The organism is Vibrio sp. TH_r3 (genome assembly GCF_033101115.1).
Lineage (GTDB): Bacteria > Pseudomonadota > Gammaproteobacteria > Enterobacterales > Vibrionaceae > Vibrio.
In genome coordinates this window covers 51,245-70,946 of sequence record NZ_JAWMPW010000012.1, presented here as the reverse complement: position 1 = coordinate 70,946, position 19,702 = coordinate 51,245, and the positions used below count along the sequence as shown (strand labels likewise).

The 19,702-nt window shown below is 40.2% G+C and carries 18 protein-coding genes; 3 read left to right on the top strand and 15 right to left on the bottom strand.

Annotated features, from left to right (window positions below; all coding sequences use genetic code 11):
- Window positions 1-20: 20 nt before the first annotated feature.
- The 15 genes from rnhB to rpsB all read right to left on the bottom strand — a co-directional run bounded on the left by rnhB (window position 21) and on the right by rpsB (window position 14,931).
- Window positions 21-635, bottom strand: coding sequence for a ribonuclease HII (rnhB, locus tag R3X26_RS11600; RefSeq protein WP_317717478.1), 615 nt, complete (start codon window positions 633-635; stop codon window positions 21-23).
- A complete protein-coding gene (gene lpxB / locus R3X26_RS11595; protein WP_317717477.1) occupies window positions 628-1,782 on the bottom strand; it encodes a lipid-A-disaccharide synthase in 1,155 nt (384 codons plus the stop codon). Before lpxB ends, rnhB begins: the two co-directional genes overlap by 8 nt.
- 101 nt (window positions 1,783-1,883) lie before the next feature.
- On the bottom strand, window positions 1,884-2,690 hold the full coding sequence (gene lpxA, locus R3X26_RS11590) for an acyl-ACP--UDP-N-acetylglucosamine O-acyltransferase (RefSeq protein ID WP_317717476.1): 807 nt from the start codon (window positions 2,688-2,690) through the stop codon (window positions 1,884-1,886).
- Between the two features lie 2 nt (window positions 2,691-2,692).
- Window positions 2,693-3,124, bottom strand: coding sequence for a 3-hydroxyacyl-ACP dehydratase FabZ (gene fabZ / locus R3X26_RS11585; protein ID WP_317717515.1), 432 nt, complete (start codon window positions 3,122-3,124; stop codon window positions 2,693-2,695).
- Between the two features lie 153 nt (window positions 3,125-3,277).
- Window positions 3,278-4,297 (bottom strand): UDP-3-O-(3-hydroxymyristoyl)glucosamine N-acyltransferase, encoded by a 1,020-nt coding sequence (gene lpxD / locus R3X26_RS11580; RefSeq protein ID WP_317717475.1) that lies wholly within the window; start codon window positions 4,295-4,297, stop codon window positions 3,278-3,280.
- A 4-nt stretch (window positions 4,298-4,301) separates the two neighbouring features.
- Window positions 4,302-4,811, bottom strand: coding sequence for an OmpH family outer membrane protein (locus tag R3X26_RS11575; protein ID WP_317717474.1), 510 nt, complete (start codon window positions 4,809-4,811; stop codon window positions 4,302-4,304).
- A 12-nt stretch (window positions 4,812-4,823) separates the two neighbouring features.
- On the bottom strand, window positions 4,824-7,247 hold the full coding sequence (gene bamA / locus R3X26_RS11570; RefSeq protein WP_317717473.1) for an outer membrane protein assembly factor BamA: 2,424 nt from the start codon (window positions 7,245-7,247) through the stop codon (window positions 4,824-4,826).
- Between the two features lie 105 nt (window positions 7,248-7,352).
- A complete protein-coding gene (rseP, locus tag R3X26_RS11565; protein ID WP_317717472.1) occupies window positions 7,353-8,711 on the bottom strand; it encodes a sigma E protease regulator RseP in 1,359 nt (452 codons plus the stop codon).
- Entirely contained in the window at window positions 8,708-9,916 is a 1,209-nt protein-coding gene (gene ispC / locus R3X26_RS11560; RefSeq protein ID WP_317717471.1) for a 1-deoxy-D-xylulose-5-phosphate reductoisomerase, read from the bottom strand. Before ispC ends, rseP begins: the two co-directional genes overlap by 4 nt.
- A gap of 71 nt (window positions 9,917-9,987) precedes the next feature.
- Window positions 9,988-10,830: a phosphatidate cytidylyltransferase gene (locus R3X26_RS11555; protein WP_317717470.1), complete on the bottom strand. Its 843-nt coding sequence runs from the start codon at window positions 10,828-10,830 to the stop codon at window positions 9,988-9,990.
- A gap of 16 nt (window positions 10,831-10,846) precedes the next feature.
- Entirely contained in the window at window positions 10,847-11,596 is a 750-nt protein-coding gene (locus tag R3X26_RS11550; protein WP_317717469.1) for an isoprenyl transferase, read from the bottom strand.
- A 100-nt stretch (window positions 11,597-11,696) separates the two neighbouring features.
- Window positions 11,697-12,254, bottom strand: coding sequence for a ribosome recycling factor (gene frr / locus R3X26_RS11545; RefSeq protein WP_317717468.1), 558 nt, complete (start codon window positions 12,252-12,254; stop codon window positions 11,697-11,699).
- A 36-nt stretch (window positions 12,255-12,290) separates the two neighbouring features.
- Complete coding sequence (gene pyrH / locus R3X26_RS11540) at window positions 12,291-13,022, bottom strand: UMP kinase (RefSeq protein ID WP_317717467.1); 732 nt, start codon at window positions 13,020-13,022, stop codon at window positions 12,291-12,293.
- Between the two features lie 163 nt (window positions 13,023-13,185).
- Window positions 13,186-14,031: a translation elongation factor Ts gene (gene tsf, locus R3X26_RS11535; protein WP_317717466.1), complete on the bottom strand. Its 846-nt coding sequence runs from the start codon at window positions 14,029-14,031 to the stop codon at window positions 13,186-13,188.
- A 165-nt stretch (window positions 14,032-14,196) separates the two neighbouring features.
- Window positions 14,197-14,931 carry a 30S ribosomal protein S2 gene (gene rpsB, locus R3X26_RS11530; RefSeq protein WP_317717465.1) on the bottom strand — a complete coding sequence of 245 codons (735 nt, stop codon included), beginning with the start codon at window positions 14,929-14,931 and terminating at the stop codon, window positions 14,197-14,199.
- A 381-nt stretch (window positions 14,932-15,312) separates the two neighbouring features.
- Between rpsB and map the strand changes: the two genes are divergently transcribed.
- The 3 genes from map (at window position 15,313) to R3X26_RS11515 (ending at window position 19,688) form a co-directional block, all read left to right on the top strand.
- Entirely contained in the window at window positions 15,313-16,173 is an 861-nt protein-coding gene (gene map, locus R3X26_RS11525; protein WP_317717464.1) for a type I methionyl aminopeptidase, read from the top strand.
- 160 nt (window positions 16,174-16,333) lie between these two features.
- A complete protein-coding gene (glnD, locus tag R3X26_RS11520; RefSeq protein WP_317717463.1) occupies window positions 16,334-18,958 on the top strand; it encodes a bifunctional uridylyltransferase/uridylyl-removing protein GlnD in 2,625 nt (874 codons plus the stop codon).
- 346 nt (window positions 18,959-19,304) lie between these two features.
- Window positions 19,305-19,688, top strand: coding sequence for a DUF3461 family protein (locus tag R3X26_RS11515; RefSeq protein WP_317717462.1), 384 nt, complete (start codon window positions 19,305-19,307; stop codon window positions 19,686-19,688).
- Window positions 19,689-19,702: the final 14 nt, after the last annotated feature.

Genomic DNA, 19,702 nt, shown 5'->3' with positions numbered 1-19,702 from the left:
TAAAAAATTCTATTTAATGTTCACGATTCTAGTAAGCCAAGTGCTTTTTTTACTGGCTTAAAACTTTTTCTATGTTGCTCAATGACACCATACTTATCAATTGCAGCAAAATGCGCTTTAGTTGGGTAACCCTTATGTTTGGCAAAACCAAACTCTGGGTACTGAAAGTCTAAGGCTTCCATTTCTTGATCACGAATAACTTTGGCTAAAATCGAAGCGGCGCTAATTTCCGCTACACGTAAATCACCTTTCACTACCGCCTGAGCAGGCATAGATAAATTGGGTATTCTATTACCATCAACCAATACAAATTCTGGTTGAATAGATAATCCATTCACGGCACGTTGCATCGCAAGCATTGTAGCATGCAAGATATTTAACTTATCTATTTCTTTTGGAGAACAACGACCTATAGACCATGATATCGCTTTTTTTTGAATTTCAGGAAACAGAGCTAAACGTTTTTTCTCCGATAATTTTTTCGAATCGGTTAATCCTGAAATAGGCTTGTTAGGATCGAGAATAACAGCAGCAGTCACAACATCACCAACTAATGGACCACGGCCTACTTCATCAACGCCAGCGAACAATTTATACTCGCTAGGATACTCAAACGGAGGAAACTCTTTATCCATGTTCTCTACCTACTAGCTTTAAAACAGCTAATGCAGCTTGTTTATCGGCATTTTTACGGATCCATTGATGCATTTCAGTAAACTTGTCTAACATTTTTTGATTATCACTCGAAAGTAATCTATCAACTTCGGTAAATAGGTTATCTGCATGACACTCTTCTAGGATAAATTCTTTTACCAATTCTTGGTCAGCTAAGATATTAGGTAAAGAGACAAACTTTGTCTTCACTAATCGTTTAGCGATAAAGGCGGTAATAGGATTCACGTTATACGCGACTACCATTGGCCTTTTGATTAACATGCATTCAAGCGCAACGGTTCCAGAAGCCAATAGCACCACATCTGATGCTTCTATCACGTTCCTAGCCGTATCATTTACGAGAGTAAAAGATAACTCAGGCGCGATGGTTTGCCAGACTTGCTCAAATTGCGCTCTTCTGTTTTCATTAACTAGCGCCACCACAAAACCAAGATCAGGATTTTTTTTATGTAACTTTTGACAGGTTTCGATAAAAGGCTGCGCGAGCATTTTTAATTCACTAGCGCGACTACCTGGGAGTACAGCGAGCCACTGTTTATCTGGCTGTAAATTAAGTTTTTGTCGTGCTTGTTTATTTGGGCTTTCTAATGGGATAGCATCGGCTAACGTATGACCAATAAATTCACAAGGTACTTGGTATTGATCATAAAATGCTTTTTCAAATGGTAAAAATGCTAATACAAGATTGGTTGCAGCTTCTATTTTAAAAATTCTTTTTTGTCGCCAAGCCCATACTGAAGGACTGACGTAATGCACCGTTTTAATACCAGAATCCTTAAGCGTTTTCTCTAATCGAAGATTAAAATCAGGAGCATCGATACCAATAAATACATCAGGTGGGTTAGCAGTAAAATGGTTAACTAATTCAGCTTTTACTTTTAAAAGTCTCGGTAAACGGCCAAGTACTTCAACCAAGCCCATAACAGAGAGCTCTTCCATATCAAACAACGACTGACAACCCAATGCATTCATTTTGGGTCCACCTATCCCAACAAACTGTGCGTGAGGTATGATCTGTTTTATCGCTTTTATGAACCCTTCACCAAGTGTATCACCTGAAAGTTCACCGGCAACGATACCAATAGTAAAAGGACGAGGTTGCTGCATAAATTTCGTTTCCCTAACTTAACTAAAATTCACTTATTACTAAGACGAAAAAGACCGTAACAAAGGTTACGATCTTTAAGAAGTTAAGCCTATATAAAAACTTAACGGATGATGCCACGAGCAGATTTTTCTAAAAAGGCTAAGAATAGCTTAACTGCAGCAAAATCTTGTGCTTCTTTAGCAATATCTATTTTGGCTTCTTCCAATGTTTTACCGCTCCGATACAGTGCTTTGTAGGCTCTTCTGATGGCATGGATTTCTTTCTTTTCAAAACCACGACGTTTCAGACCTTCGATATTTATTCCAAAGGGAGCACAATGATTACCTTGAGCCATAACGTAAGGAGGGACATCTTGAACCACAATAGATCCACCACCTAGCATCGCATGGTCACCAATATGACAGAATTGATGGATAGCGCTCATCCCACCGATAATCGCATTTTTTCCAACGGTAACATGACCTGCTAATGTCGCGTTATTAGCAAAAATACAGTGATCACCTACGATACAATCGTGTGCTATATGTGCATTAATCATAAACAAGTTATCGTTGCCAACTTTGGTCAAACCGCTATCTTGAATTGTACCTCGATGCATTGTCACACTTTCGCGAATGGTATTACGATCCCCGATCTCTAAGCGAGTATCTTCGCCTGCAAACTTAAGATCTTGGCACTCTTCACCAATAGAAGCGAACTGAAAGATACGGTTATCTTGGCCAATTTTTGTTGGCCCTTTTACGACAACATGAGAGAGAAGTTCTGTCCCTTTCCCTATCTCTACTTTACGACCAACAGTACAAAATGGACCAATTTTAACATTCGCCCCAATAACCGCACCTTCTTCTATGATGGCACTTGAGTGAATAATCGCACTTGGATGAACCTGAGCATTTTCATGGATCATAATTAGAATTCTCTACGGGCACATTTGAGTTCAGCAGAACACACCACACCGCCATCCACTTTTGCTACTCCAGTAAATAAGGCGATCCCTCTGCGCTCTTTAATAAACTCAACTTCAATGACGAGTTGATCACCAGGAACAACTGGTTTACGAAATTTTGCGTTATCAATACTAGCAAAGTAGTACAATTCGTTCTCGGTCGGTGCGCCAAAAGTAGCGAAAGCAAGTAGCCCAGTTGCTTGTGCCATTGCCTCTAAAATAAGTACACCAGGGAAGATCGGCATTTGAGGGAAATGACCGGTGAACTGAGGTTCATTTACTGATACGTTTTTCAAACCAATCAGGTGCTTACCTTCTACATACTCGGTAACACGATCGATTAATAAAAATGGATAACGATGAGGAAGTAATTCCCTGATTTGAGTTATATCCATGGTTTTTTTTTCAGTTGTCAAAGCCATATTCCTATTAACAATTCAATTGATTACTATCACAAATAATAAAGCATCATATTTAGGGCGCATTATAAACGAAAAAGGCCCGCTATTTGCAGACCTTTTAATAAGAATTAGTAGAAATTGATCGCGTCACGCGTCCAGTTTTTTCTCTATTTCTTTCAGTCTCTTATGCATTTCGTCAATACGATGAGTACGAGCCGCCATTTTCCGCCACTCTTTATTTGGCTGAACAGGAATACCAGAAGAATAGACACCCTTAGTGTCGATCCCCTTCATCACCATGCTCATACCAGTAATGGTCACTTGATCTGTGATTTGTATATGACCATTAATAACGGTACCGCCACCGATAATACAGTATTTACCGATTGACGTACTGCCTGCGATAATTGTACCACCAGCAATCGCGGTACCATATCCGATCTGCACATTATGTGCAATTTGCAGTTGATTATCTAGAATGACATTGTCTTCAATAACCGTGTCATCCAACGCCCCTCTATCAATAGTAGTACATGCACCAATTTCTACACGATTTCCTACTCTCACTGAGCCAACTTGTGGAATTTTAACCCACTCACCTTTATCATTTGCATAGCCAAAACCATCCGATCCGATCACGGTATTGGCCTGTATAAGACAGTTCTCACCAATTTGAACATCATGATATATCGAAATGTTCGACCAAAGCTTACTACCTTTACCAATCGTGCTATTTTTACCAATAAAGCAACCGGCTCCAATCGATACATTTTCACCAAGTGACACACCCGCCTCGATAGTGGCATTCGCTCCAATGGTAACGCCTGAAGCGATAGATGCAGAATTGGCAATAACGGCAGAAGAGTGGATGTTACACGCTGGCTTAGGAGTAGAATCCAATGCTTGAGCGACAAGCGCATAAGCAAGATAGGGATCTTTAACGACTAAAACGTTGGTTTTACAGAGTTCTAATTCGGACTCTTTAACCATAATCGCAGAAGCCTGACACTCACCTAAATGCTTACGGTATTTAACATTAGACAAAAAGGTGATTTGTCCAACTCCTGATCTATCCATTGGTGCTACAGATGTAATGGTGATAGTACTATCACCATGTACTGTGCCTCCTGTAATCGCTGCTAAATCAGCGAGAGTCACTCTAGCCATATTTTTAATTCAGCTCTGCTAATACTTTCTTGGTTAAATCAGAGTCATCCGAAGCATAGAGAAGTGTTTGACTATCAATTACCATGTCAAACCCTTCTTTCTTTGCTACTTTCGACGTTGCTTCTTGAATGAGCTTCAACATTTCTTGTCGTGATTGCATATCAAGAGATTGTGCTTTTTTCTTAAATGATTGTTGCTTAATTTGACCTTCTGCATTGAGCTTACTGATTTCAATCTCAAGTTTCTCAACACCTTCAGTACCCAATAATGCCCCATCACGTTGAATTTTTTGATGTTTTGTCGATATTTCTGCTTGAAGTTTCTCTAATTCAGCTCTGTCATCTTTCAATTCAGCTTGTAATTTTTTGACGATAGCTTCACGTTGAGGCAATTTACTAATGATATAACTGGTACTGATATAGCCTACTTTTTGTGCGGCTTCTGCTGCATTGGCAAAAAAAGCCGAACTAATAATAACAAGACTTACGCCAACCACTTTAACTAATTTTTTCAAAACATGTTCCTTTTAAAAAGTTTTGCCTATTGTGAAAGTAAAGAATTCTTCATCGTCACCTTCATATATTTCGACTGGTTTTGCAATAGAAAATACTAATGGTCCCATTGGAGAGATCCACTGCAATGCAGCACCATAAGATGAACGATAATTTAATGGATCGGAGTAATCATAATAATAATCTTCACCATAAGACGTATTATTTTCTAAATAATTAAACTCCGTATCCCACACGCTAGCTACGTCGAAGAAAACGCTGGTACGTACTTGGCTCTGCATCTCTATAGACAAGAATGGGGTCGGCAAAATCAACTCGATACTCGCTAAGGCAACCGCATTGCCACCAACCGCATCATCTGTGGCGATGTAGTTAGGGTTATTACCTTTTACATTCTCATCATAAACCGCTTTAGGGCCAGCAGAGTTTGAACCAAATCCTCTGAGGGAAGAAAAGCCCCCCATATAGTAGTTTTCATAAAATGGGAATAAGTTATCATTACCATCATCAGAGGTACCATAACCATTTCCGTAACCTAACCGGCCTCGTAGCAATAAAGTAAACTCATGTTTTTTGGTCAATGGAATATATTGTCGAACATCGTATTGAGCTTTAAAAAACTGAACGTCACTTCCCGGAACAGTCGCTTTATACGATGCTCTTTGATGATTACCTGCGGTTGGGAAGTAACCTCGGTTTAGGTTATTTCGAGTCCATGTTAATGTGACATCAAAATCATCAACCATCAGCTCACCAGAACTATTAATATTATCTGCTTGAGCTTCAAGAAACTGTTCGACTTGAACATAGGGATCAAGGTTAGATATTTTATTATGGGTGTATCCTAGGCCTATTTCAAAAAAGTTGAGTTCATCAAACGGGAACCCCCAGGTTAAACTAGTACCATAACTTTCATTAGTATAATCGACAATCCCTGCTTCAGAGGCTTCGAATTTATTGTAGAAAATTTTTCCGCCTAAACTCACACCATCTAAATTCCAATACGGGTCTCGGTATTCAAGGGTTATATTATCTTGATAGTCATTTGTACTGGCGCTGATACCGACTCGGTTACCTGTTCCAGCAAAGTTATCTTGTTGTAAGCCGACTTGGAAACTTACACCAGACTCCGTACCATAACCAACACCAAAATTGATGCTACCTGAGTTCGCCTCTTTAACAGAATAAACCAAATCGACCTGATCATCCGTACCTGGCACTCTTACGGTTTGTACATTCACAGTTTCAAAAAAACCAAGACGACTCAATCGAGACTTACTGGTTTCGATTGCTTTAGAATTTAACCAGCTGCCTTCCATTTGACGCATTTCGCGTCGTAATACTTCATCTTGTGTTGAGTTATTACCAGTAAAACGAATATCTCGCACATAGATTCGATTACCAGCTTGAAGATGAATGGTGAGTTTTACCGTTTGATTTTCATCATCAAACTCTGGTTGAGTACGAACATTAGGGTAAGCATAACCGGCTTCTCCCATGGTTTTCTTTACATTTTCTTCTAATGCGGTAACTAGAGCACCACTGTATAAATCACCTTCTTCAAATGGCACCATTTGCTCAAATTCGGGTTTCTTCCCTATTAACTCTCCTTTAAAGTCAACGCTGTCTACCGTATAAGGTTTGCCTTCATCTATATTCAAGGTGATATAAACACCTTTCTTATCCGGAGAAATGGAGACTTGAGTACTATCGACTTTAAACTTTAAATAGCCTTGATTAAGGTAATACGATTTAAGCGCTTCTAAATCTGCGGCTAATACTTGCTTTTGATATTTATCATCAGAAAGAAAGTTCCACCATGATACGTCAACATTGAGATCAAAGCGCGACAACAACTCTTCATCAGTAAAGACTTCATTGCCAATAAAATTAATTTGCTGAATTTTTGCTGATACGCCCTCAGAAAAAACAAAGTTTAAATCCGCTCGGTTTCGAGGCAAAGGCGTTACAACCGCTCTAACGGTCGCATTATATTTACCCACACTATAATAGAAGTCTTCTAAGCCTTTTTCTATTTGACTTAACGTAGTGCGGTCAAGTGCTTCCCCAACACGCACACCAGAAGCATCCAAGTTTGGTTCTAATTGCTCATCTTTTATCGCACTGTTTCCAGAAAATGAGATACTGGCTATCGTTGGTCTTTCTTTCACCTGAATAACCAATACACCCTCATCTCTTAGCGCGGTTACGTTCTCAAAATTACCTGAAGCATACAGTGCTTTGATCGTGTCAGCGACATCCTGCTGATCGATATCATCACCAACTCGAACGGGAATTTTCAAGAGCGCAGCACCTAAAGCAACCCGTTGCAGCCCTTCTATTTTAATGTCGGTTACTACAAACTGGTTTTGCTCTGCACGACTAACTGCTGAACTAGTAATTAAAAGAGTAGTGAGTAATAATTGCTTAATTGTCATACTGTTGCTGACTATTCCTTGATACTTCTTATTGCTTTCTGTTGAATTATATTGTTAATAAACATGAATGATAATTTCAATTCCATTTACTTAAATATATCGATATCACAAACGCATAAAATCGTTAAAAACAGCAATCGCCATTAGAGAAAATATGATAGCTCCTCCAACGCGAAAACCCATTTCCTGTACTTTTTCAGGCACAGGTCGTCGTATAACCGCTTCAATGGCATAAAACAATAGATGGCCACCATCCAGTACTGGTAATGGCATTAAATTAATTATGCCTAAATTCACACTAATTAATGCTAAAAAACCTAAAAAATAGACTAACCCATAATCAGCCGTTGCACCTGCGCCTTTGGCTATCGATATAGGACCACTCAAGTTATTTAACCCTACGTCACCAACAACCAATTTTTTCAGCATGCTAAATGTTAAGCTGATGACTTGCTGCGTTTTTTCTGTCGCTTTTACTAATGATTCAAACACACCAAATTGCAAGTCAAATCGATACTCTTCTGGCCACTCTGCCATCGCTGGGGATACCCCTGCAAACCCGATAACATTGCCGTCCGATAACTCTCTACTTGCGGGAGTCAATAACAGTGTTTGATTTACACCGTCTCTTTCAACTTCAACCGTTAAAGTTTTATCAGCAGAACGACTGATGGTTTCAACAATTTGTTGCCAGTCTTCAACAGGCGTATCGTCAATGGCAACAATATTATCACCAACAGCAAATCCAGCAGCATAAGCGGCACTTTCCTCTGAAATAAAGGCTACAGAGGTATAAATTTCCGGCCGGTAAGGTGAAAAACCTAAGGTCTGCATCGCAGATTGACTTTCGGGATCGTAACGCCACTGGGTTAAATCTAAAGTTTTTGTTTCTTCTATGCCATAACCATCAGCAGGACGAACAGTGATAACCATTTGTTCATCACCAATATGAGAGACTAATCCCATATTGACCGACTCCCAGTTGACCGTTTCTACACCAGAAATAGAGGTAAGCTCCATTCCTGGTGTTACCCCTGCCTGCGCTATAATCGAATTAGGAGCAACTTCTCCAATCACAGGTTTTATTGTTGGCACACCGATCAGGAATACTAACCAATACGCAAAAATAGCAAATAGAAAATTGAATATAGGCCCAGCAGAGACCACGGCGGTTCTTTGCCAAAGTGGTTTTTTATCAAAGGCATACTGTTGCATCGATTCAGGTACATTATCTACCCTGCCATCAAGCATTTTTACATAACCACCGAGTGGAATCAGCGATAAACTGTATTCAGTTCCATCTTTACCAATTTTATTCCACAACGATTTGCCAAACCCTATAGAGAATTTCTCTACCTTTACACCACACTTGCGTGCTACCCAAAAGTGGCCAAACTCATGCACAGCGACTAAGATACCCAAGGCAAGAATAAAACTGGCAAAATTCCACAAAACATCAATCATAGTGAGCGTTCTCTAATCACTTCTAAAGCAAGTTTACGAGCCATTCTATCTAGGTCGAACAAGCTTTCCAAATCATCCATATTTAATTGATAGCTATCAGAACAAACCTTAGAAAGTACTCGTTCATTGACAACAGCAATATCAATAAAGTTCAGTTGTTTATTCAAAAATGCGTCAACCGCGACTTCGTTTGCTGCATTTATCGCCGTTGTGGCGTGTTGACCTTCATAACAAGCCTCTATCGCTAACTCTAAACAAGGATACCGAGAATAATCTGGCTCGAGAAAAGTCAACTCACCTAATTTAGTGAAATCGAGCGCTGCAACAGTAGACGCGATCCTTTCTGGGTAGGACATGGCCAAGGCTATGGGGGTACACATGTCGGGTTGTCCCATCTGAGCTAACACTGAACCGTCTCGATATTGCACCATAGAATGAATGACAGACTGAGGATGAATGATGACTTTTAATTGCTCTTTTTGGCAATTAAACAACCATTTAGCTTCAATAAACTCTAATCCTTTATTCATCATCGTTGCTGAATCGACCGATATTTTAGGTCCCATGGACCAATTGGGGTGAGCGATTGCCTGCTCTGGTGTCACTTGTTTAAGCTGTTCAATATCTGTGTAACGAAAAGGACCACCTGACCCGGTCAGTAATATCGTATCAATTCCGTGTGCATCGAGCTCACAGTGGCCTAGATTCGTTTGTATTTGTTCGGGTAAGCACTGAAATATCGCATTATGTTCGCTGTCAACTGGAAGTAATTGAGCACCATATTTATTAACTGCTTCAATAAAGAGCTGCCCTGACATAACCAATGCTTCTTTATTGGCGAGTAGAATGCGTTTACCCGCTTGTACAGCAGACATGGTCGGACGCAATCCAGCCGCGCCAACTATCGCTGCCATAACGCAATCTACTTCATCTAATGAGGCAACAAAACATAAGCCAGCTTCCCCGGCAAGTACTTCAGTTGGGATCTGTAACGACTTGAGTTCACAGTGTAATTTGCTTGCAGCTTGTTGGTCTGACATCACTGCATACTTAGGTCGCCATTTTACGCAGAGCGCTTTCATAGCTTCTACGTTCGTTCCTGCGGTAAGAGCAACCACTGAAAATTTATCAGGGTTTTCAGAGATAACCTTTAATGTACTACTGCCAATTGAGCCAGTTGCACCTAAAATCGTCATGTTTTGCATCAAGAAAAACCGTTATATATGGGAAGAAGGGTAGAGTACTTAAGAGACAAAAAAATTGCCTCTTAAGTAAGTCAAATTGTGAAATACAACAACGTAAACACTGGAAAAGCAGCGGTTAAACTATCTACTCGATCAAGTACACCGCCATGTCCGGGTATAATATTACTGCTATCTTTAATCCCAGACACTCGTTTCAACATACTTTCGACTAAGTCACCCAATACTGAAATAATCACCGTAATTAAGGTAATTATAATCATGCTACCAACGCTGGAGAACGGAATATCAAACCACATTGCGGCTCCCCCTCCAACAATCAGAGCAACAATAATACCACCAATTAACCCTTCAACTGTTTTATTTGGGCTAACATTTGGTGCCATTTTATGCTTGCCGAACGCTCTGCCAGCAAAGTAAGCACCACTATCTGCAGCCCAGACCAGTAAGCAAACATACAGAACTAACTTCGCACCGTGATAAGGTTCTAAATCGATGTTTTGAGCCCGTAAAATAAGCAGGCTCCAAAAAAAGGGGAGAATAGTAAGTAAGCCAAAAAGTTGTCTCAGCAGTTTAGAGTTCTGCCAAAGCCCTTTAGATTTAGGGTATCTAATTGCTAATAAACTGGCTATCAACCACCAAAAAGAAGCAAGAAAAAGAAGGGTAAAATGAGACGGCATTAATTGATTTAAACTCAGTATATCAGTTGGTATTAACCAATAACTAAGTGCAAAGCAGCATAAAGTTGGAATCATCGCTAAATAACGCGATTGACTACCAACAAACTGAGCCCATTCCCAAAAGGCTAACACCGTAATACCGGCTGCAACTACGATGAAAAAGGGTAAAGAGAGCTCAAAAATAGCCAACACTGCAAGAGGGGCTAATATTAACGCGGTTATTATTCGTTGTTTCAAATGCGTTACCTTAAATTTATTCCATTAAAGATTTTATCTGTTCACCGGTACAGCCGAATCGTCTTTCTCGACTTACATACCAAGATACTGCATCAACTAACTTATCTTCATCAAAATCAGGCCAAAATACGTCGGTAAAATACATTTCAGCATAAGCAAGTTGCCATAGCATAAAATTACTTATGCGGCATTCACCACTCGTTCTAATAAGAAGGTCGACTTCAGGTAAATCCGCCATAGTCAACTCAGCAGCAAACACATCTTGGGTAATATCACTAGGCAGCAATGTGCCATCTTTAACTTTTATGGCAATCGCTTTAGCCGCTTCGGTAATATCCCACTGCCCACCATAGTTAGCAGCGATATTAATCACCATACCAGTGTTATTTTCTGTGAGTGCTTGTGCCTCGGCTATCTTTTGCTGAAGAGAATCGTTGAACTGGCTAACATTACCAATAATTCTCAGTTGCAGATTATTCTTATGTAATTTTTTTACTTCTCGACTCAAAGCAGTAACAAAGAGTTCCATCAATAAATTGACTTCCTCTTCTGGTCTTCGCCAATTTTCACTGCTAAAAGCAAACATAGTGATAGCTTTAACACCAAGCTTAGCTGCGCCTGAAATTGTTTTTCTGACAGCTTTTGCTCCCGCACGATGTCCAAAAACTCGAGGTTTACCTTTTGCTTTCGCCCAACGACCGTTGCCATCCATAATCACAGCGATATGTTTAGGTAAATGAGATAAAGAAACTGGAATGTCAGGCATAATAGTAATTTAACAGATCTAATTGATTCAGAGTAATAATATAAAAAAAACGCTGGGCTGTTAGCACAGCGTTTTATTTCAAAACGAAAAAAATAATAGATTACACTTCCATTAAGTCTTTTTCTTTAGCCGCAAGTACTTCATCAACACTCTTAACAGCAGCATCCGTTAACTTTTGAATGTCATCTTGCGCTCTACGATCTTCATCTTCAGAAATCTCTTTCTCTTTTAATAAGCTTTTAAGATCACCATTTGCATCGCGACGAATATTACGGATAGCAACACGACCACCTTCCGCTTCTCCACGCACAATTTTTACCAAATCGCGACGACGTTCTTCCGTTAATGGAGGGAGAGGTACACGGATAACTGTGCCCGCAGACATTGGGTTTAGGCCAAGATCCGATTTCATAATCGCTTTCTCGATTAGAGGAGTTAGCTCTTTATCAAAAACAGTAATAGCCAAGCTACGTGCATCTTCTGCCACGATATTTGCTACTTGGTTCAATGGTGTAGGTGCACCATAATATTCTACTGTTATTCCTGCAAGGATACTCGGATGCGCACGACCTGTACGTACTTTACTTAGGGTGTTCTTTAGTGCTTCAACACTTTTTTCCATGCGCTCTTGTGCGTCTTTTTTGATTTCGTTAATCACTTTTTCACCTTAATCTTTACACTCATTAGGAAGCAATTATTCAGCACTGCTAATTAATGTGCCTTCTGTTTCGCCCATCACCACGCGTCGAAGAGAGCCTGGTTTATTCATATTAAATACACGGATTGGCATATCGTGGTCACGAGCCAATGTAAATGCCGCCAAATCCATTACTTTTAGTTCTTTATCCAGTACCGCATTATAAGACAGCTTATCATACAACTCTGCATCCGGGTTTGCTACTGGGTCAGAAGTAAATACGCCATCTACTTTGGTTGCTTTGAGAACTACGTCGGCTGCTATTTCAATACCACGTAAACAAGCCGCTGAATCTGTAGTGAAAAACGGATTACCAGTACCTGCAGAGAAGATCACCACTCGACCTTGACGTAATTGAGCAATAGCGTCGGCCCAATTATAATCATCACATACCCCTTTAAGAGGGATAGCAGACATAACTCGAGCATCCACATAAGCACGATGTAAAGCATCACGCATTGCCAATCCATTCATCACTGTTGCTAGCATACCCATGTGGTCACCGACTACGCGGTTCATTCCTGCTTCGGCAAGACCCGCTCCACGGAACAAGTTACCTCCTCCGATAACAAGACCAACTTGCACACCCAATTCAACCAGTTCTTTTACTTCTTGAGCCATGCGATCAAGAACAGTTGGATCAATACCAAAGCCTTCTTCACCTTGAAGTGCTTCACCACTTAATTTTAATAAAATACGTTGATACGCGGGTTTTGGATTTGTTGTCATGAAGTTTACCTTCCAAAGTAGAGTTATTTATTAACCGTCATGAATGAGCACTTAAGTTCCATACTACCTCAAGCTTTAATTCATCACAGCTAAATAGTATTTGCCAGTCATAAAAAGACCGCAGCCTTGGCTACGGTCTTTATCTGTGCGATCATACAAGGAATTACCCTTTCTGTACCGCAGCGACTTCGTCTGCAAAGCTCATTTCTTGAGCTTTTTCGATGCCTTCGCCAACTTCTAAACGTACGAAGTTAGTAACTGAAGCACCTTTTTCTTTCAGCATGTCGCCCACTGTTTTCTTAGGTTCCATAATGAATGCTTGACCAGTCAAAGAGATTTCACCGGTGAACTTCTTCATACGGCCAATAACCATTTTTTCAGCAATAGCTTCTGGTTTGCCTTCGTTCATCGCGATTTCAACTTGAACCGCTTTCTCTTTTTCAACAACGTCAGCAGGCACGTCTTCAGGGTTAACAAATTCTGGTTTAGAAGCAGCTACATGCATAGCAACATGCTTAAGCGTCTCTTCATCAGCAGAACCTGAAACAACAACACCGATGCGCTCACCGTGACGGTAAGAAGCAAGTTGAGCACCTTCAATGTACTCTACGCGACGGATACTGATGTTTTCACCAATTTTAGCAACAAGAGCAATGCGAGTATCTTCAAATTTAGCTTGAAGAGCAGCGGCGTCTAAACGCTCAGCAACAGCCGCATCAGCAACTTCATTAGCGAACGCTAAAAAGTTACCATCTTTTGCTACAAAGTCAGTTTGACAGTTAACTTCTAGAAGAGCAGCAACACCATCAGCTTGTTTGATGATAATTGTACCTTCAGCAGCTACATTGCCTGCTTTCTTAGCGGCTTTTGCAGCGCCACTTTTACGCATGTTTTCGATCGCTAGTTCAATATCAGCGTCCGCTTCAACAAGCGCTTTTTTACATTCCATCATGCCAGCGCCAGTACGCTCGCGAAGTTCTTTAACTAGAGCAGCAGTTACAGTTGCCATTCTCTATTCCTCAGTTTATTCAGGATAAGATACAAATCAGGGGCCTAAATAAGTGGCCCCTGATGCTAACTATAACTTAGTTAATGTATATTTCGTGTTTCACAAATGAAATACATGTATAAAATCACGCTTAACAAAAACTAAGTTTAACGTCAGAAGCCGCTATTATTCAGCTTCTTCTACGAAACCGTCTTTTTCACCAGCAGCAACAACAGCGTCTTGGTTACGACCTTCTTTCACAGCGTCAGCAGCAGCGTTTAGGTAAAGCTGTACCGCACGGATTGCATCGTCGTTACCAGGAATAATGTAATCAACACCATCTGGGTCAGAGTTAGTATCAACAACAGCGTATACTGGGATACCAAGGTTGTTAGCTTCTTTAACTGCGATGTGCTCGTGATCCGCATCAATTACGAATAATGCGTCAGGTAAACCGCCCATGTCTTTGATACCACCAAGTGATTTCTCTAGCTTCTCCATTTCGCGAGTACGCATTAGAGCTTCTTTCTTAGTTAGTTTTTCAAACGTACCATCTTGAGCTTGAGCTTCAAGTTCTTTAAGACGTTTAATAGACTGACGAACCGTTTTGTAGTTTGTTAGCATGCCGCCTAACCAGCGGTTGTTAACATAGTATTGGTTGCTGTTGATAGCAGCTTCTTTAACAGCTTCAGATGCAGCGCGTTTAGTACCAACAAAAAGAACTTTACCTTTTTTCTCGCCAACTTTAGCAATTTCAGCTAGAGCTTCGTTGAACATAGGTACCGTTTTTTCTAAGTTGATGATATGAACTTTGTTACGAGCGCCAAAGATGAATGGTTTCATTTTTGGGTTCCAGTAACGAGTTTGGTGACCAAAGTGAACACCAGCTTTAAGCATATCGCGCATTGATACAGTTGCCATTTTAAATTCCTCTTACGGGGTTAGGCCTCCACATACCCCATGCATCCGACTTATAATTATTATCTCGAATTAGATAACAACAAAGCACCCCGGAACATGTGTCGGTACGTGTGTGATTTAAAGATAAAAGTAAGTGGAGCTAAAAAAGCATCGCTGACTACAATGCAGTCAAAGAGAACAGTTCCAGACTCCGGCGCGCTTTATACCATAAAAACAGGGTAAAAAGCTAGAAAAATTGGCCTCTAATAGTTGAATTTTATTGGTGTCATCTTCGATCTCAAGTGTAAATGATAACGGAATTCAATTGCACTTAACCTGCTCACTGGTAGAATACGCTGCAATAAAGCCGTAAGTGTGCGAACAGAATTAGAGAATAGATAGATGACAATTAAAATCAAAACTGCCGAAGAAATCGAAAAAATGAGAGTCGCGGGTAAACTTGCCGCTGAAGTTCTTGAAATGATTGAGCCATTTATTAAGCCAGGTGTAACCACCGAAGAGCTTGATCAAATCTGCTACAAATTCATTATAGAAAACGGAGCTTACCCTGCTCCACTCGATTATCATGGTTTTCCAAAATCTATTTGTACTTCTGTAAACCACATTGTATGTCATGGTATTCCAGCAACGGAAGATGCAATAGGTTCTACCGGCAAACCAAAACCTGGCGTGTTGAAAGATGGGGATATCATCAACGTTGATATTACGGTGATCATCCCGAATGACAAATCTGCTTCATTAGAAACTCGCCCACAAGGTTATCACGGCGACACCTCAAAAATGTTTCTGGTTGGCAATGTTGATCCAGTTAATAAACGTCTTTGTATGGTCGCACAAGAATCCCTATACGCTGCCATGCGCAAAGTGAAACCGGGCAATACTATTGGTGACATCGGCACCACAATACAAAAGTATATTAAAGGTGTGACACCGCGTTTTTCTATTGTTAAAGATTTTTGTGGCCACGGTATTGGTGATGAATTCCATGAAGAACCACAAGTTGTGCATTATAAAAACAATGACCGTAGAGTCCTTAAACCAGGCATGATCTTTACTATTGAACCAATGATCAATGCAGGTAAGTTTGGTTGTAGTGTGGATTCCGAAGATGATTGGACGGTTTACACTGGCGATGGCAAAAATTCGGCACAATGGGAACATACCATTTTAGTCACTGAAACAGGATGTGAGGTACTGACTCTTCGCCAAGAAGAGACTATCCCAAGAGTGATGGTTAACTAAGCTCGATAGAGAATATAATTAACTAAGCTGAATCACGTCTGCATTTAAAATCCTCGGTAACAATTGTAATTGATAGCGAGGATTTTTTAGTTTCAGACTTTTAAACTCTATAAGGTACTGGTACATTGGCAGCATATTAGTTTAGTACGGACGGCAAGGAATGCCTTATTTATCGCCTCTGAAATTTACAGATTCTCAACTCACACCAAGCGACATCAAGAATCAACTTGATTTATTGTCAGAATATCAAAACAAACAATTTTTAGATCATCAGCCTGTCACTGATTTAGTTTTTGCTCGCTCTGAATACATGGACCAACTGTTACAAAGACTTTGGACATTTTATGGCTTTTCAGAAATGGACCATCTTAGCCTAGTCGCCGTTGGCGGTTATGGTAGAAGCGAACTTCATCCTTTATCGGATATTGATATTCTTATTCTGTCAGAAAAAGAATTGCCTAAAGAACTTGGAAGTAAAATTAGTGAATTTATCACTTTCTTATGGGATCTTAAGTTGGAAGTTGGTCATGCTGTACGGACTATAAAGCAGTGCTCTGAAGTGGGCAGTAGTGATCTAACGGTGGCAACCAATCTACAAGAGGCGCGTTTACTTTGTGGTTGTGAAGATACGTTCCTGAAACTCAAATTATTAGTGTTATCGGAAAGCTTTTGGCCAAGTGTTGATTTTTGCCAACAAAAAATAACCGAACAAAAAGAGAGACATGCACGCTACCACGATACGACATACAATCTTGAACCAGATATCAAATCGAGCCCCGGGGGCTTGCGAGATATCCATACCTTAAGTTGGATCGCTCGGAGACACTTCGGCGCAACCTCTTTACTCGAAATGAGTAAATACGGTTTTCTAACGGATGCAGAATACCGTGAACTGGTTGAATGCCAAGACTATTTATGGCGCATTCGATTTGCTCTGCATATGGAACTCAAGCGATATGACAATCGACTCACTTTTGCCCATCAAGCTCATGTTGCTCAGCACCTAGGATTTACTGGAGAACACAATGTTCCGATAGAAACCATGATGAAGGAGTTCTATCGGACGCTACGCCGAGTTGCCGAACTGAATAAAATGCTGATTAAGTTATTTGAGCAAGCCATCATAAACAACGGTGAAGAACTCGATGCTGAAGATATTGATGATGATTTCCAACGCCGAGGCGCTTTAATTGAAGCCAAAAAACCCGCGTTATTTCAGGCCAGACCCGAGACAATTTTGGATATGTTCATCCATATAGCCAATGATTCGACTATCGAAGGCGTCGCTCCTGCTACACTAAGGCAGCTGCGTACAGCAAGACGTCGTCTCAATAAGTTTTTGCATACGATTCCAGCCGCAAGAGAAAAGTTTTTGACTTTGTGCCGACATCCAAACTCCCTTTTAAGTGCCTTTCCCTTAATGCACCGACTCGGGGTTATTGCCGCTTACATTCCACAATGGAGCCAAATTGTCGGTCAAATGCAATTCGACCTTTTTCATGTCTATACGGTCGATGAACACAGTATTCGCCTTTTGAAACATATCCATTCCTTCTCAAACCCAGACAATCATAATAAGCATCCAATATGCTGTGAAGTTTTTCCACGAATACAGAAAAAAGAGTTGTTAATTATTGCCGCAGTATTTCACGATATAGGTAAAGGTCGTGGCGGTGATCACTCTGAAATAGGTGCGGTTGAAGCCTACGATTTTTGTATTGAACATGATCTATCAAAACCTGAAGCCAAATTGGTTTCGTGGTTAGTCAAAAACCATTTATTAATGTCCGTTACCGCGCAAAGACGAGATATTTACGATCCAGATGTTATTGCCGAGTTTGCAAAAGTAGTAAGAGATGAAGAGTATCTCGATTACTTAGTCTGCTTAACTGTGGCCGATCTTTGTGCAACCAACCCCGAATTATGGAATAGTTGGAAACGTACTCTGCTAGCCGAGCTTTATCACTCTACTCAACGAGCATTGCGTCGAGGGCTTGAAAACCCAGTGGATGTGCGTGATAGAATCCGTCACAACCAACAAATGGCCTCTGCATTACTTCGAAAAGAAGGATTTTCGGCACGGGAGATTGAACTACTTTGGCAGCGATTTAAAGCAGATTATTTCTTACGTCATACCCATAAACAAATCGCTTGGCACAGCACTCATTTACTGAATCATGAAGACATAGAAGCTCCACTTGTTCTTATGAGTAAAAAAGCCACTAGAGGCGGAACTGAAATCTTTATCTATTGCAAAGATCAACCCGCTCTCTTTGCCAATGTAGTAGCTGAAATTGATAGACGTAACCTAAACGTTCATGACGCTCAAATAATGAGTAGTAAAGATGGCTTTGTTCTAGATACATTTATGGTACTTGATCAAAATGGTGAGCCTATTCAAGAAGAGTTCCATAGCACCATTATTGATAGTATCGCCGAGCCACTTAAAGATGCTACACAGAAAAAATTGAGAGTTAGGCGAGCACCTGCACAACTTAAACATTTCCATGTAAAAACTCGGGTCGATTTTATACCAACAAAAACCGGTAAAAAAACCCTAATGGAGTTCGTAGCATTAGATATTCCTGGCCTTCTGGCAACAGTAGGAGAGTCATTTTCTGAGCTAAACATTAATCTTCATGGCGCAAAAATAGCCACCATTGGGGAACGCGCAGAAGATCTGTTTTTTATTACCTCATCTAGTGGCCAATCTTTAACAGAACCAGAACAAGATATATTACGAGAAACTATAGTTAAAAATGTTTCTGAACTGGCAGAAAAGTAGCACATTATCCTGTGGCGAGATCGTGAATCGCGATCTCGTCCACAACTCTTTATATCCTCAAAAAAAATCAACTTTCTAGTCTCTCTTCTTACTGTTAAAGTGGCGTCAATTAATTCAATAATTGAATTATTTTTAGCAATGAAGAAAGACGTCATTAAGCCGTACGTTAGCAACGCTCCAAACCTAACTTTATCATTCGATACTGTTATTATGACATAGGGTTACTATTAGATATGTTGACTATGTGATAAGGTTCGAGAATGCGAAACAGCATAACGACAACTTCAAGTGGATAGGGAATATCACACATTACATTTAACACTATTATTTATTCAAGAGGTAAGCTATGTATCCAAACCTTACTGGTTTAGGGATTCATGATCCTAAGCAAATAGAGCGCTATTCTTTACGCCAAGAAGCTCACAAGGATGTGTTAAAAATTTATTTTCATAAACAGAAAGGAGAACTGTTTGCGAAAAGTGTGAAATTCAAGTATCCAAGACAAATTAAAAACGTCTTGGTTGACGGTGGGACCAATCAATATCGAGAAATTACTGAAATTAATCGAAATTTGACCCTCGTTATTGATGAACTCAATACGATAACTCGCCCAGTTAAAGCGCAGAGCAAAGATCTTAAAGAAAAAATCCTGTCCGATCTTCGTCATCTAGAAAAAGTAGTATCAAGTAAAATTCATGAAATCGAAGCTGATCTAGAAAAGCTCAAATAAGCAAAATTACAGAC

What these genes read in the sequence shown, in the direction of transcription:
- rnhB (WP_317717478.1), bottom strand. Translation starts at nt 635, where the DNA reads ATGGATAAAGAGTTTCCTCCGTTTGAGTATCCTAGCGAGTATAAATTG.
- lpxB (WP_317717477.1), bottom strand. Translation starts at nt 1,782, where the DNA reads ATGCAGCAACCTCGTCCTTTTACTATTGGTATCGTTGCCGGTGAACTT.
- lpxA (WP_317717476.1), bottom strand. Translation starts at nt 2,690, where the DNA reads ATGATCCATGAAAATGCTCAGGTTCATCCAAGTGCGATTATTCACTCA.
- fabZ (WP_317717515.1), bottom strand. Translation starts at nt 3,124, where the DNA reads ATGGATATAACTCAAATCAGGGAATTACTTCCTCATCGTTATCCATTT.
- lpxD (WP_317717475.1), bottom strand. Translation starts at nt 4,297, where the DNA reads ATGGCTAGAGTGACTCTCGCTGATTTAGCAGCGATTACAGGAGGCACA.
- bamA (WP_317717473.1), bottom strand. Translation starts at nt 7,247, where the DNA reads ATGACAATTAAGCAATTATTACTCACTACTCTTTTAATTACTAGTTCA.
- rseP (WP_317717472.1), bottom strand. Translation starts at nt 8,711, where the DNA reads ATGATTGATGTTTTGTGGAATTTTGCCAGTTTTATTCTTGCCTTGGGT.
- ispC (WP_317717471.1), bottom strand. Translation starts at nt 9,916, where the DNA reads ATGCAAAACATGACGATTTTAGGTGCAACTGGCTCAATTGGCAGTAGT.
- R3X26_RS11550 (WP_317717469.1), bottom strand. Translation starts at nt 11,596, where the DNA reads ATGCCTGACATTCCAGTTTCTTTATCTCATTTACCTAAACATATCGCT.
- pyrH (WP_317717467.1), bottom strand. Translation starts at nt 13,022, where the DNA reads ATGACAACAAATCCAAAACCCGCGTATCAACGTATTTTATTAAAATTA.
- tsf (WP_317717466.1), bottom strand. Translation starts at nt 14,031, where the DNA reads ATGGCAACTGTAACTGCTGCTCTAGTTAAAGAACTTCGCGAGCGTACT.
- rpsB (WP_317717465.1), bottom strand. Translation starts at nt 14,931, where the DNA reads ATGGCAACTGTATCAATGCGCGATATGCTTAAAGCTGGTGTTCACTTT.
- map (WP_317717464.1), top strand. Translation starts at nt 15,313, where the DNA reads ATGACAATTAAAATCAAAACTGCCGAAGAAATCGAAAAAATGAGAGTC.
- glnD (WP_317717463.1), top strand. Translation starts at nt 16,334, where the DNA reads ATGCCTTATTTATCGCCTCTGAAATTTACAGATTCTCAACTCACACCA.
- R3X26_RS11515 (WP_317717462.1), top strand. Translation starts at nt 19,305, where the DNA reads ATGTATCCAAACCTTACTGGTTTAGGGATTCATGATCCTAAGCAAATA.